Origin of the sequence: Rhizobium sp. SL86 (assembly GCF_026672545.1) — a bacterium.
Taxonomy (GTDB): Bacteria; Pseudomonadota; Alphaproteobacteria; order Rhizobiales; family Rhizobiaceae; genus Neorhizobium.
Genome location: NZ_JAPPRJ010000001.1, coordinates 1,757,167 through 1,770,639 on the forward strand (window position 1 = coordinate 1,757,167; position 13,473 = coordinate 1,770,639).

The window sequence follows — 13,473 nt, forward strand, 5'->3', positions numbered from 1 at the left end:
GGTGAGGCTCGTGGTCAAGCTCGCAGGAGGGCGCAGGATGCACGACATAAAAAAGATGCGCAAATTCTGCATTTGCGCATCCTTCGTCTCTTGTCGATGATGATGACCGGTGAGTACGCCCGCCTCAGGCCGGCTGCGGCAGGGCCGCTGGCGCAGCCTTCGCGTCATCCGCCAGAATACCGCTCGTCTTCAGCAGCGAGGCAAAACGGCCGCCGAGTGCGCTCAGTTCGTCATAGGTGCCCTTTTCGATGATCCGGCCATGGTCGAGGAAGAGCACCACATCCGCGTCGCGGATGGTCGAGAGCCGGTGGGCGATGATGAAGGTGGTGCGGTCCTTGCGCAACCGGTCGATGGCTTCCTTCACCCGCTGTTCCGTTTCCACGTCGAGCGCGCTCGTCGCCTCGTCCAGCACCAGGATCGGCGCGTTTTTCAGGATGGCGCGAGCGATCGCGATGCGCTGGCGTTCGCCGCCCGACAGGCGGTTGCCGCGCTCGCCGACATGGGTGTCGAAACCGGCAAGACGGCTTTCGATGAACTCTGTCGCGGCAGCGGCTTCGGCAGCGGCAAGCACGTCCGCGTCCGTCGCATCCTCGCGACCGAGGCGAATATTGTCGGTAATCGAGCGGTTGAGGAGGCCGGCATCCTGGAAAACGGTCGCAATCGAGTGGCGCAGCGACTTGCGTGTCACACCGGCAATATCGGTGCCGTCGATCAGGATCTTTCCCTGCTGCGGATCGTAGACGCGCTGTAGGAGGTTGATGAGCGTTGTCTTGCCGGCGCCTGTCGGGCCGACGATCGCGACCGTCTGCCCGGCCTTGGCGGTGAACGACACGTCGCGCACGCCCTGTGTCGTATTCGCAAAATCGAAGGAGACATCGCGAAATTCCACCTCGCCGCGGACATTGGCCAGTTCACCGGTGCCGACCGGTTCCTCGCGGTCCTTGACCGAATCCTCGAGGCGGAAGAAGTCCTCAAGTTTGGAGCGAGCCTCGAAGATTTGCGTGGCGAACTGGCGCAACAGGTCGAGGCGACCGATCAACAGGTTGGCGAAACCGATAAAGGCGATGACATCGCCGACCTTGATCTCGCCGTTGCGCACCAGCACAACGCCGATGACGAGGATGATCAGCATCGAGATGGTCGAGGCCATGCGGTTGAGCGCGCTGGCGAGCGCCCACCAGTCGAGCACCGGAAACTGTGCGGCGATCAGGCGCTCGGTAAAACCCTTCAGCGCCCGCGTTTCGGCTTCGATGCGGTTGTAGCTGTGCAGCACCGTGACGTTGCTGATCGAGTCGCTGACATGCGAAAAGACCGTATGATAATGCCCTTCGACCGAGGCTTGGCCTTCCTTCGTCCGATTCATCACCGTGCGGCCGATGATCCAGTAGATCACGCCGAGCACGATCAGCACCGAACTCAGGCGCCAGTCCATGGACAGCGCCGTCGGCAGCAGCATCGAGAGCGCCACGATGGTAGCGAGGTGCGTGCGCATGAATTCCAGCCACAGGCCGAACAGCGTTTCACTGGCGCGCAACAGCGTGTGCAGAGCGTTCGAAGTACCACGCTGGTGATGCCAGGCGAGTGGCATGGAGATGATCCGGCCAAAGGCTTCCGTGAGCAGTGTTGCGCGGCGGCCATGTGCCAGGCGGTCCGCCTCGCGGGCCACCAGCACATAGGCAATCGTGTTGAAAACGCCGAAACCGCCCCAGAGAATGAGGATGGGGGTCACGTCGCCGCCCTCCGACAGGGCATCGATGATGCGGCCGAACAGAATGGGCTCCGCGATGGTTATGACCGCCAGAACGATGTTGGCGATCACCACCATGGTGACGCGAATGGGGCTGGAGCTCAGATATTTCAGCGCTCGCGCATAGACCTGAAACAGACTCAAAAGACGTTACCTCGTTATTCCGGACACGGACGTTTAGCAGGTGAGACCTGTATGCAGCGTGAACACCAGCAGCCCGGCTGTCGTCCGTCCTGTTATATCTTGGGGTGAGTAAGACCCCTCTTGCAATCCATGGGAGAATATTGCCCTGTGTTATAAATCGCATTGCAGCATTCAGAAAATGCTAACCGCACCTCAGCAGGTTGGCATTGGCATTTTATCGTTTGGTTCAACTATTTGGTAGCTGTGACGATTCACAGCAGGGGGGATGAGTGAACATTCACTCGATTCTGCAGCTTCTCGTCTTGGTCAATGAAGCAAAAACACAAGCGGAAGTGGCTGCAGAGCTCGACAAGCTTTTGCGCGCGTATGGTTTTGTCGGTTACGATATCTGGCTGTTTCACCGGGCGGACTCCACTCGCTCCGAGATGCTCCTGATGGACAACTGGCCGGAGAGCTGGAGGACGCTTTATGCGACGCGCAAATACAGCCTGGTCGATCCCGCCCGCCGCATGCTGTCCTCCGCCCAGCGTCCCTTTCGTTGGCGCGACGCAATCCATGCCTTTCGCGACGATCCTTATCGCAAACGTGTCCTCAAACTTCTGCAGGACGCGTCGAGGTTCAACATGGTGGATGGTTATGTCTTTCCGATCTTTGGCAAAACGGGTCTGATCGGACAGCTCAACATCAGCGGTCCCTCAATCGAGCTTTCGCCGGTGGAGATCTCCCTGTTCGAGACCGCAGGGCGGCGGATCTTCTGGCGCCTCCTCGAGTTGCAGGGCCTGGCCCCGGAACTCGAACTGTGCGATTCACTCGACACGGACCTGACGAAGCGGCAGATGGAAGTGCTGATTCTTTTGGCCGATGGCATGACGTCCAACGAGATCGCCAAGGAACTCAGCATCTCGAACCATACCGTCGACTGGTACATCAACGTCATCCAGGAAAAGTTCAACGCCAAGAACCGGCAGCACGTCATTGCCATCGCGTTCCGTCTCGGCCTGATCACCTGACACCAAGCTGACATAAATTCGATTGGAAGTGCCGGCGGGAAATTGCACTTCGCTAAAAAGCCGTTAATGATCTTCTTCGCGGGTGCAGCATGCCTCGCTCAGCGAGTGGGAGATCGTCTTGAAGATATCGAAGATACTTGTCGCCAACCGGTCGGAAATTGCAATTCGCGTGTTCCGCGCGGCCAATGAACTGGGTATCAAAACGGTAGCGATCTGGGCGGAAGAGGACAAACTCTCCCTGCATCGATTCAAGGCGGACGAAAGTTATCAGGTTGGACGCGGGCCCCATCTTGCGCGTGATCTCGGGCCGATTGAAAGCTATCTGTCGATCCCGGAGGTCATCCGGGTTGCCAAGGCCTCCGGCGCGGATGCGATCCATCCCGGTTACGGCCTCCTCTCCGAAAGCCCGGAATTCGTCGAGGCCTGCAACGAGGCGGGCATCATCTTCATCGGCCCGACGGCCGATACCATGCGCCAGCTCGGCAACAAGGTCGCGGCCCGCAATCTGGCAATTTCCGTCGGTGTTCCTGTCGTGCCGGCCACCGAGCCGCTGCCGGATGATATGACGATCGTTGCCAGGATGGCTGAGGAAATTGGCTACCCGGTTATGTTAAAAGCCTCGTGGGGCGGTGGCGGACGCGGCATGCGTGCCATTCGCGACCCGAAGGATCTTGCCAAGGAGGTGACGGAAGCCAAGCGCGAAGCCATGGCGGCCTTCGGCAAGGACGAGGTCTATCTGGAAAAGCTGGTGGAACGTGCCCGCCACGTGGAAAGCCAGGTGCTGGGCGATACGCATGGCAATGTCGTGCATCTTTTCGAGCGTGACTGTTCGATCCAGCGCCGCAACCAGAAGGTCGTCGAGCGGGCTCCGGCGCCGTATCTTTCGGAGGCACAACGCCAGGAACTGGCCGGTTATTCCCTGAAGATCGCGGCGGCAACGAACTATATCGGCGCGGGTACCGTCGAATATCTGATGGATGCCGATACGGGCAAATTCTACTTCATCGAAGTGAACCCACGCATCCAGGTCGAGCATACGGTGACGGAAGTCGTCACCGGCATCGATATCGTCAAGGCGCAGATCCACATCCTCGAAGGCGAGGCGATCGGCACGCCGGAATCGGGCGTTCCGGCACAGGAGAACATCCGTCTGAACGGCCATGCGCTGCAGTGCCGTATCACGACGGAAGATCCGGAACAGAACTTCATCCCCGATTACGGCCGCATCACCGCCTATCGTTCGGCGGCCGGTTTCGGTATTCGCCTCGATGGCGGCACGGCCTATACCGGGGCGATCATCACGCGTTATTATGACCCGCTGCTGGTCAAGGTGACGGCCTCGGGCGGCACGCCGCAGGAGGCGATCAGCCGCATGGACCGCGCGCTGCGCGAATTCCGTATTCGCGGTGTCGCGACCAACCTGACCTTCCTGGAAGCGATCATTGGCCATCCAAGTTTCCGCGACAATTCCTATACGACGCGTTTCATCGACACGACGCCGGAGCTGTTCCAGCAGGTCAAGCGGCAGGACCGTGCCACCAAGCTGCTCACCTATCTGGCGGATGTCACGGTGAACGGCCATCCGGAGGTCAAGGGGCGTCCGAAACCGTCGGAAAAGGCACCGAAGCCGGTGGTGCCCTACATCAACGGTGAGGTTCCTGCCGGCACCAAGCAGAAGCTCGACGAACTCGGCCCGAAGGGTTTTGCGGCCTGGATGCGGGCGCAGCCGCAGGTGCTGTTGACCGATACGACCATGCGCGACGGGCACCAGTCACTGCTCGCCACCCGCATGCGCACCTTCGACATTGCCCGTATCGCGCCGGTCTATGCGCGGGCGCTGCCGAACCTCTTTTCGCTCGAATGCTGGGGCGGGGCCACCTTCGACGTCTCGATGCGCTTCCTCACCGAAGATCCGTGGGAGCGTCTGGCGCTGATCCGCGAGGGCGCGCCAAACTTCCTGCTGCAGATGCTGCTGCGCGGTGCGAACGGCGTCGGCTACACCAACTATCCGGACAATGTGGTGAAATATTTCGTCCGGCAGGCGGCCAAAGGTGGCATCGACCTGTTCCGCGTCTTCGACTGCCTGAACTGGGTCGACAACATGCGCGTCTCCATGGATGCGATCCAGGAGGAGAACAAGCTCTGCGAGGCAACGATTTGTTATACCGGTGATCTGCTCAACAGCGCGCGGCCGAAATACGACCTCAAATATTACACCGCTCTTGCGGCTGAGCTGGAAAAGGCCGGCGCCCATATCATTGCGGTGAAGGACATGGCTGGTCTGCTGAAACCGGCGGCTGCCCGCGTGCTGTTCAAGGCGCTGCGCGAGGCGACTGACCTGCCGATCCATTTCCACACGCACGACACGTCCGGCATTGCCGCGGCCACGGTGCTGGCGGCGGTCGATGCCGGCGTCGATGCGGTCGATGCCGCCATGGACGCCTTCTCCGGCAACACCTCGCAGCCCTGCCTCGGTTCGATCGTGGAAGCGCTGTCCGGCACGGAGCGTGATCCGGGCCTCGACCCCGCCTGGATCCGCCGCATCTCCTTCTATTGGGAAGCGGTGCGCCACCAGTACGCGGCCTTCGAGAGCGATCTCAAGGGGCCGGCTTCGGAAGTCTATCTGCATGAAATGCCGGGCGGCCAGTTCACCAACCTCAAGGAACAGGCCCGGTCTCTGGGGCTCGAAACCCGCTGGCACGAAGTGGCGCAGACCTATGCCGACGTCAACCAGATGTTCGGCGACATCGTCAAGGTCACGCCGTCGTCCAAGGTCGTCGGCGATATGGCGCTGATGATGGTCTCGCAGGACCTGACGGTCGCCGATGTCGTAAACCCCGACAAGGACATCGCCTTCCCCGATTCCGTCGTCTCGATGCTGAAGGGCGATCTCGGTCAGCCTCCGGGCGGCTGGCCGGAAGCGCTGCAGAAGAAGGCGCTGAAGGGCGACAAACCCTATACCGAGCGTCCCGGCTCACTGTTGAAGGAAGCCGATCTCGCGGCCGAGCGTAAGGTGATCGAGGAGAAGCTCGGGCGTGCCGTCGATGACTTCGAATTCGCCAGCTACCTGATGTACCCGAAGGTCTTCACCGACTTCGCGCTGGCCGCCGATACCTATGGACCGGTCTCTGTTCTGCCGACGCCCGCCTATTTCTACGGCATGGCGGATGGCGAGGAACTGTTTGCCGATATCGAAAAGGGCAAGACGCTGGTGGTGGTGAACCAGGCGGCGAGTGCGCCGGATGCACAGGGCCTCGTCACCGTCTTCTTCGAACTGAACGGCCAACCGCGCCGCATCAAGGTGCCGGACCGCAGCCGGGCCGCCTCCAGCGTGGCGCGCCGCAAGGCAGAAGCCGGCAATGCCGCGCATCTCGGCGCGCCGATGCCGGGCGTTATTTCCCGCGTCTTCGTGGCGGCCGGCCAGAAGCTCAAGGCAGGCGATGTGCTGCTCTCCATCGAAGCGATGAAGATGGAAACCGCGTTGCATGCCGAGCGCGATGGTGAGGTCTCGGAAGTCCTGGTGAAGGCCGGCGACCAGATCGACGCCAAGGACCTGCTGATCGTCTATACCGCCTGAGAATGATCTGGATGGCCGCGGGCGGATTGTTGCCGTCCGCGGCCGCTTCATGCCAAGCGGCCGCGCCGGCCGTGTCACCGTCACCGCTTCGCGGTTTCCGGCCTGGTGTGCTTCTGTCACGCCCCCCTTTTTTCCTCAAACCTTGCTTTCACCGATCTCGGAGCCGCCACGGCATCGCGAGCAATCACGTCTCGTGACAACCGGCAGGCGTTTTGTGTCTTGATTGCCGATTTATGCATGTTTATGCATGTTTATGCATGGTCGTGCGTTATTCAGGATGGAGCGTGCATGACGGATCTGATGGTGCAGGAAAGGCAGGCGGAAATCCTGCGACGTCTGAAACAGGATGGCCGGGTGCTTTCGGCCTCTCTGGCGGCGGAATTTCGTATTTCCGAAGACACGATCCGCCGCGATTTGCGCGACATGGCGAATGCCGGCCTGTGTGAACGGGTGTATGGCGGTGCGCTTCCGGTTTCGCGCGGTGCCACGACGCTGTCCCAGCGCATGGGCGTGGCGTCGGAGCGGAAGAAGGCCTTGGCCGCAACGGCCAGCACGCTTATTCCGCCGCGCTGCACCGTGTATTTCGATGCGGGAAGCACCAATCTTGCGATCGCCGAGGCCGTGCACGAGGACCTTGTGGTGACGGCGGTGACCAATTCTCCCGCCATAGCACTCGTGCTGACCGAAAAGCCGCTCGTTGAGGTGATCCTGATCGGCGGCAGCCTCGACCGCGTGGTAGGGGGCGCCGTCGGCGCGCGGGCAATCGAGGCCATGTCGGTCATCCGGCCGGACATTTGTTTCATCGGCACCTGCGGCATCGATGTCGACGGGGGCCTCTCGGCCTTTCGCCTGGAGGATGCTGCCTTCAAGCAATACATCGCCGCCCGCAGCCGAAGGGTCATCGTTGCCGCCACGCGCGAAAAATTCGATGCAGCCGCACCCTATGCGGTGGCCGCTGCCGGCCAATATCACTGCCTCGTCACCGAACCAGGTGTCGATCCGCATCGCCTTGCGCCACTCAGGGAGGCGGGGTGCGAGATCATCGAGGCTGGACTGCAAGAGGGTCGAAAGACCGGGAGAGACCAGAACAATGACTGACAATACTGCCGTGACCGGCGCCGTCGATCGCGCCCCCATTATCACCCGCGAGCGTGCGGCCGTTGCGCTGATGTTCCTGATGAACGGCTTCCTGATTGGCGCCTGGGCGCCAAAAATTCCGGAATTTGCCGCCAGGCTGTCGCTCAGCGAAAGCGCGCTCGGCCTGATGATCCTCGTCTTCGGCATCGGTTCCATCGTCATGATGCCGATCGGCGGCATCCAGATCGCCCGCTTCGGCTCGACCTGGGTGACGCGGATCACGGCCCTGCTCGTTCTTCCGACTTTGCTGCTGCTCAGCCTGGTCGGCAACGTCTGGACGGGCGCCATCGCGATCTTTCTGTTCGGCGGGCTGATCGGCGCCATGGATGTCGCGATGAACGCCAATGCGGTGGTGACGGAAAAGCAGATGCGGCGCTCCATCATGTCGTCCTGCCATGCCTTCTGGAGCCTCGGCGGTCTCCTGGGGTCGGCAAGCGGCGGGGTGTTGATCGCCTGGCTCGGCGTGGTCGGCCACGGTCTGCTCGTCAGTGTTCTCGCGGCGGTCATGGTGGCCATTGCCTGGCCGATGCTGGTTGCCGACAAACCGCATCCGGAGGAGGCGAAACAGAAGGTGCGCCTGCCGATGACGCCGCTTCCGTGGCTGATCGGGCTTGTTGCGCTGTTCAGCATGATCCCGGAAGGCGCGGTGCTCGATTGGGGGGCACTCTATTTCCGCAACGAACTTGGCGCTTCGGTGGAACTCTCGGGTCTGGCCTTCGGCGCCTTCTCGCTCACCATGGCGACCATGCGTTTTGCCGGCGATCTGGTGCGCGACCGGTTCGGCGCGGTCAATACGCTGCGCTTCTGCACGGTGATGTCGATCATCGGGCTTGCCACGGCCGGCATGGCGAATGGGCCGGTGATGGCGATGATCGGCTTTGCGATTGCCGGCATCGGCATCTCCAACATGGTGCCGATCGCCTTCTCCGCGGCCGGTAACCTGCCGGGCATGGCGCAGGGCCTCGGCCTTTCGGTCGTCACGACAATGGGGTATTCCGGCATTCTGGTTGCGCCCTCCGCGATCGGTTTCATTGCCGAGCATACCGGTCTGGCGGCCATCTTCATCGGCCTGCCGGTCCTGCATCTGGTGGTGCTTTTGCTCTCCGGACTGGCGCGTCATGCCGACCGTGCCGCCGGTCCGCATTAACGTGATCTCGCGCAGGTGTTGACAAGGCACCGCGCTTGATCCACCTGAAGGACACTTTCTCCCACAGTTGCGAGAGTTCCGATGCCTGCCGATTATGATCCCAAACCACGCCGTGCCTCGGTCGCCGTCGATGTGGGCGGCGTGATTGTCGGGGGCGGCGCGCCGGTCGTCGTCCAGTCGATGACGAACACCGATACGGCCGATGTGGATGCAACCGTCGCCCAGGTGGCGGCGCTCTTCAAGGCAGGTTCCGAGATCGTGCGCATCACGGTCGATCGCGATGAAAGCGCTGCCGCCGTGCCAAAGATCCGCGAGCGGTTGCTCAGGCTCGGCATGGATGTGCCGCTCGTCGGCGATTTCCACTATATCGGCCACAAACTTCTGGCCGATCATCCGGCCTGTGCCGAAGCCTTGGCGAAATACCGCATCAATCCCGGCAATGTCGGTTTCAAGGACAAGAAGGACAAGCAGTTCGCCGAGATCGTCGAGATGGCGATCCGTTATGACAAGCCGGTGCGCATCGGCGTCAACTGGGGTTCGCTCGATCAGGACCTCCTGACACGCCTGATGGACGAGAACCAGGCGAATGGTTCGCCGCTCTCGGCCCGCCAGGTCATGCATGAGGCCATCTGTCAGTCTGCGTTGCTGTCTGCCGAACTCGCGGAAGAGATCGGCCTGCCGCGCAACCGGATCATCCTGTCGGCCAAGGTGAGCCAGGTGCAGGACCTGATTGCCGTCTACGCCATGCTGGCGGAGCGCTCCGACCATGCGCTTCATCTCGGACTGACCGAAGCCGGCATGGGCTCGAAGGGCATCGTCGCCTCGTCGGCGGCCATGGGTTATGTGCTGCAGCACGGGATCGGCGATACGATCCGCGTCTCGCTGACGCCGGAGCCGAACGGCGACCGCACCCGCGAGGTGCAGGTGGCGCAGGAACTGCTGCAGGTCATGGGCTTCCGGCAGTTCATCCCGGTCGTTGCCGCCTGCCCCGGATGCGGACGCACCACCTCCACCGTCTTCCAGGAACTCGCGCAGCGCATTCAGGAGGACATCCGCAAGAACATGCCGGTCTGGCGCGAAAAATATCCGGGCGTGGAAGCGCTGAACGTCGCGGTGATGGGCTGCATCGTCAACGGGCCGGGCGAAAGCAAACATGCCGATATCGGCATCTCGCTGCCCGGCACGGGTGAGACACCGGCCGCTCCCGTCTTCATCGACGGCCAGAAGGCGCTGACCCTGCGCGGTCCCAATATTGCCGGGGATTTCGAGGCGCTGGTGGCGGATTATATCGAAAAGCGCTTCGGCCAGAGGACGGCCGCGGAATAAGCGCAGTCGCTGTCGGCCACCTCGCTATTGCCGCAATTCATGCTAAATGAACGGCGAGCGAAATGACGGGGATGATGATTCCATGCTGAAGAAAATCGCGATTGTCGCCATGTGCGCGACCTATCTGTCCGCCTGCACAACGACGGATCCTTATACCGGCCAGCAGAAGGTGTCGAACACCGCTGGCGGGGCTGCCATCGGCGCCGGCCTTGGCGCGCTGGCGGGTCTCGCCATCGGCGATTCCGCCGTCGGGCGTCGCAATGCGGCCCTGATCGGCGCGGGCGTCGGTGCGCTCGCCGGTGGTGCGATCGGCAACTACATGGACCAGCAGGAATCCGAGTTGCGTGCGCAGCTGCAGGGAACCGGGGTGTCCGTCACCCGTGTCGGCGACCGTATCATCCTCAACATGCCGTCGAACATCACCTTCCCGACCGATCAGGACCAGGTTCTGCCGGGCTTCTACGCGACGCTGAACTCGGTGGCGCTGGTGCTGAACAAGTTCAACCGGACCCTTGTAGATGTGAACGGCCATACGGATTCGACCGGCAGCGCCGCGCACAACCAGGGTCTTTCGGAACGCCGCGCCGCGTCCGTTGCGAATTATCTCGCATCGCGTGGGGTGGATCAGCGCCGCATGTCGACGCTCGGTTTCGGTGCCTCGCAGCCGATCGCGTCGAATGCGACGCCGGACGGACGTGCGCAAAACCGCCGCGTGGAAGTGGCAATCGCGCCGATCACGACCAACTGATCCTGAACTGGCCAAGCATCAGCAAGAGGCGTCGCATCCGCGGCGCCTTTTGTCGTTTCGGCTGACGTTACAGCGCGCTGCTGATCATCTTGACGCCGGCGGCGCCGAACATCACGGCCATCAGCGCGTCCAGCGGTCGGCGGGCGCTCTGATAGAGGCGGGCGGCGCGTTTCGTCGAAAACAGCAATGCATAACCCATGAACACCGTGAAACCGGTCACCAGGCAACCGCCGACGATGAGCGCGACCGCGCTCGCCGAGGCGCCGGCGGGAAGGCCGAGCGAGATGATCGCGACCCAGGCGAAGACCGCCTTCGGGTTCGTCAAGTGGATGGCATAGCCGGTCAGGAAGGTGCGGCGGAAGCTCTCTTTTCCCTCGACGGCGGGGAGATCGCCCTGCACCGTCGGACGCAGAGCGCCCCGGCACGCTTTATAGGCCAGATAGATGAGGTAAAGCCCGCCGACAATCTTCAGGATCTCCAGCACCTGACCGTAGCGGGTCAGGAGTGCCGCCATGCCAAGCGCTGCGGCCATCGCCCAGGTGAACGATCCGGCAAAGATGCCGAGCGCGATCGTAAGGCCGCGCTGACGCCCCTGGCTGAGCGAAGTGGATATGATGGCGATGATCGCCGGGCCGGGGCTGATGACAGCCACCAGATAAAGCATGTAGGCGGCGGCAACCTGCGGCAGGTTCTGCATCAGTTCGGACATGGGGTTCTCACGGATTCGAGCATGCGTGGAGTATAGGCGGGAAGGCTTGTGCATTCACGCGAAGAGAATTGATAGGGCGCACGACTGTCCGTGATGGATAACGGCGTTTGTCCTTGCGGGCGTCAATGTGTCCGGTTGGCGACATAGCGGGCCGTGGCGATCAGCGTTGCGGCCTTCTCGCCATAAGGGGAGAGGGTGGCGACCGCCTCCGAAACCAGTTGGTCCAGCCGTCGTTCCGCCCAATCGAGGCCGTGCAGGCCAACGAGCGTTGCCTTGCCGCGTCCGGCATCCTTGCCGGTCGCCTTGCCCATGGTTTCGGCGTCGGAGGTGATATCCAGCACGTCGTCGGCGATCTGGAAGGCAAGGCCGATGATTTCGCCGAAGCGGCGCATGCGCTTTCGGTCTTCGTGAGAGGCGCCGGCAATCACGGGGCCCATCTCGCAGGCAAACCGCAGAAGGGCGCCAGTCTTCATGGCCTGAAGCGTTACGATACCCTTCTCGTCGGGCACCGTCGTTTCCGCAGCCAGATCCAGCGCTTGTCCGCCCGCCATGCCGCCGATGCCGGCAGCGCGTGCGAGCGCCAGCATCACCTGCACTTTACGGTCATCCTCAAGAACGGTTTCCGGCGCGCCGATGATGTCGAAGGCGTAGGTCAGCAGGCTGTCGCCGGCGAGGATCGCGGTGGCTTCGTTGAAGGCCTTGTGCACCGTCGGTTTGCCGCGGCGCAGGTCGTCGTCGTCCATGGCCGGAAGGTCGTCATGGATGAGGGAATAGCTGTGCAGGCATTCGAGAGCCGCACCGATGCGCGCGGCAGCAGTGGGCGAGCCGTCGAAGAGGGCGGCACTTTCCTGCACCAGGAAGGGCCGCAGCCGCTTGCCGCCGTTCAGCGTGCCATAGCGCATGGCGGCGATCAGGTGGCCGGGTCGTGTGATCTCGTCATCCAACGACACGTCGCCCAGAAGCGTCGAAAGAAGCTGTTCCGTCCGCTCCGCGCTGGCGCGAAGATGGATCTCGAAGGGGGGAAGAGCGCTCGTCATCATGTCGGTTCCTTGGCACGGCGGGCGGTCGTCTGGCAACGGAGATTTGGTGGAAAGCCAAGGTTTCCCGGCTCTCAGACTGGCTTTCATCGGCACCTGCGGCTATATCCGGCAGGCAGTGACGAAAACGAGTGGGGCAATTGGACGATACACCCGAGCGGCAGCCCGAAGAGGAGGAGCCCTTGTCGAGATCGGGGCGCGGCCCATCCGTTTCCGTTATCCTGAGACGCGCAGCCCTGGTTCTTGCTGGCCTTCTCATCCTGCCTTACGTGCTGGTCTTTCTTTACGCCCTGCCGTTCATTCATCCTGCCTCCACCCTCATGATGGCCGATCTTGCGACGTTCAAGGGTTATGATCGCCGCTGGGTTTCGCTTGACGAGATGGCGCCGGTGCTGGTGCAGTCGGTGATGATGTCGGAAGACGGCCAGTTCTGTTTCCATGGCGGTGTCGACTGGGTGCAGATGCGCGGGGTGGTGGAGGACGCCCTCGACGGGGAATCGACGCGCGGGGCCAGCACCATTCCCATGCAAACGGTGAAGAACCTTTTCCTCTGGAACAGCCGTTCCTTCGTGCGCAAGGTTCTTGAAATTCCACTGGCCATGTGGGCGGATCTCGTCTGGTCGAAACGGCGGATGATGGAGCTTTATCTCAATGTCGCCGAATGGGGGCCGGGCATCTACGGCATTGAGGCGGCCGCGCATCACCATTTCAGGATCCCCGCCGAGAAGCTCAGCCGCAGGCAGGCGGCACTGCTTGCAGTGTCTTTGCCCAATCCCATCACCCGCGTGGCCAGCAAACCTGGACGGGGCCTGCAGCGCCTGGCGTCCGTCGTGGAGCGCCGGGCGCGGGGCTCCGGCGAATACATCAGGTGTCTTTATGACTGATGTCAGC

At 62.2% G+C, this 13,473-nt stretch carries 10 protein-coding genes; 7 read left to right on the forward strand and 3 right to left on the reverse strand.

The window, feature by feature from the left end:
- Positions 1 to 124: 124 nt before the first annotated feature.
- Positions 125 to 1,891 carry a glucan ABC transporter ATP-binding protein/ permease gene (locus OU993_RS08695; RefSeq protein WP_268156227.1) on the reverse strand — a complete coding sequence of 589 codons (1,767 nt, stop codon included), beginning with the start codon at positions 1,889 to 1,891 and terminating at the stop codon, positions 125 to 127.
- Between the two features lie 269 nt (positions 1,892 to 2,160).
- Here OU993_RS08695 and OU993_RS08700 point away from each other — a divergent pair, with 269 nt between their 5' ends.
- The 6 genes from OU993_RS08700 to OU993_RS08725 all read left to right on the forward strand — a co-directional run bounded on the left by OU993_RS08700 (position 2,161) and on the right by OU993_RS08725 (position 10,836).
- Positions 2,161 to 2,901 (forward strand): helix-turn-helix transcriptional regulator, encoded by a 741-nt coding sequence (locus OU993_RS08700; RefSeq protein WP_268156228.1) that lies wholly within the window; start codon positions 2,161 to 2,163, stop codon positions 2,899 to 2,901.
- Between the two features lie 118 nt (positions 2,902 to 3,019).
- Positions 3,020 to 6,478 (forward strand): pyruvate carboxylase, encoded by a 3,459-nt coding sequence (gene pyc, locus OU993_RS08705; RefSeq protein ID WP_268156230.1) that lies wholly within the window; start codon positions 3,020 to 3,022, stop codon positions 6,476 to 6,478.
- Positions 6,479 to 6,766: 288 nt separating this feature from the next.
- Entirely contained in the window at positions 6,767 to 7,576 is an 810-nt protein-coding gene (locus OU993_RS08710) for a DeoR/GlpR family DNA-binding transcription regulator (protein WP_268156232.1), read from the forward strand.
- Positions 7,569 to 8,762, forward strand: coding sequence for an MFS transporter (locus OU993_RS08715; protein WP_442792890.1), 1,194 nt, complete (start codon positions 7,569 to 7,571; stop codon positions 8,760 to 8,762). The genes OU993_RS08710 and OU993_RS08715 overlap by 8 nt, the downstream gene beginning before the upstream one ends.
- Before the next feature lie 81 nt (positions 8,763 to 8,843).
- Positions 8,844 to 10,088 carry a flavodoxin-dependent (E)-4-hydroxy-3-methylbut-2-enyl-diphosphate synthase gene (gene ispG / locus OU993_RS08720; RefSeq protein ID WP_268156234.1) on the forward strand — a complete coding sequence of 415 codons (1,245 nt, stop codon included), beginning with the start codon at positions 8,844 to 8,846 and terminating at the stop codon, positions 10,086 to 10,088.
- A gap of 82 nt (positions 10,089 to 10,170) precedes the next feature.
- A complete protein-coding gene (locus OU993_RS08725; protein WP_268156236.1) occupies positions 10,171 to 10,836 on the forward strand; it encodes an OmpA family protein in 666 nt (221 codons plus the stop codon).
- A gap of 67 nt (positions 10,837 to 10,903) precedes the next feature.
- Here the strand turns inward: OU993_RS08725 and OU993_RS08730 are convergent, their stop codons facing one another.
- Together OU993_RS08730 and OU993_RS08735 are read right to left on the reverse strand one after the other, a co-directional pair.
- Positions 10,904 to 11,545: a LysE family translocator gene (locus tag OU993_RS08730; protein WP_268156238.1), complete on the reverse strand. Its 642-nt coding sequence runs from the start codon at positions 11,543 to 11,545 to the stop codon at positions 10,904 to 10,906.
- A gap of 122 nt (positions 11,546 to 11,667) precedes the next feature.
- Entirely contained in the window at positions 11,668 to 12,582 is a 915-nt protein-coding gene (locus tag OU993_RS08735; RefSeq protein ID WP_268157603.1) for a polyprenyl synthetase family protein, read from the reverse strand.
- Positions 12,583 to 12,800: 218 nt separating this feature from the next.
- Here OU993_RS08735 and OU993_RS08740 point away from each other — a divergent pair, with 218 nt between their 5' ends.
- Positions 12,801 to 13,466 carry a biosynthetic peptidoglycan transglycosylase gene (locus OU993_RS08740; RefSeq protein ID WP_268157605.1) on the forward strand — a complete coding sequence of 222 codons (666 nt, stop codon included), beginning with the start codon at positions 12,801 to 12,803 and terminating at the stop codon, positions 13,464 to 13,466.
- Positions 13,467 to 13,473: the final 7 nt, after the last annotated feature.

Excerpts from the sequence above, each read along its gene's own strand:
- OU993_RS08710 (WP_268156232.1), top strand. The coding sequence starts at position 6,767 with ATGACGGATCTGATGGTGCAGGAAAGGCAGGCGGAAATCCTGCGACGT.
- OU993_RS08715 (WP_442792890.1), top strand. The coding sequence starts at position 7,569 with ATGACTGACAATACTGCCGTGACCGGCGCCGTCGATCGCGCCCCCATT.
- ispG (WP_268156234.1), top strand. The coding sequence starts at position 8,844 with ATGCCTGCCGATTATGATCCCAAACCACGCCGTGCCTCGGTCGCCGTC.
- OU993_RS08725 (WP_268156236.1), top strand. The coding sequence starts at position 10,171 with ATGCTGAAGAAAATCGCGATTGTCGCCATGTGCGCGACCTATCTGTCC.
- OU993_RS08730 (WP_268156238.1), bottom strand. The coding sequence starts at position 11,545 with ATGTCCGAACTGATGCAGAACCTGCCGCAGGTTGCCGCCGCCTACATG.
- OU993_RS08735 (WP_268157603.1), bottom strand. The coding sequence starts at position 12,582 with ATGACGAGCGCTCTTCCCCCCTTCGAGATCCATCTTCGCGCCAGCGCG.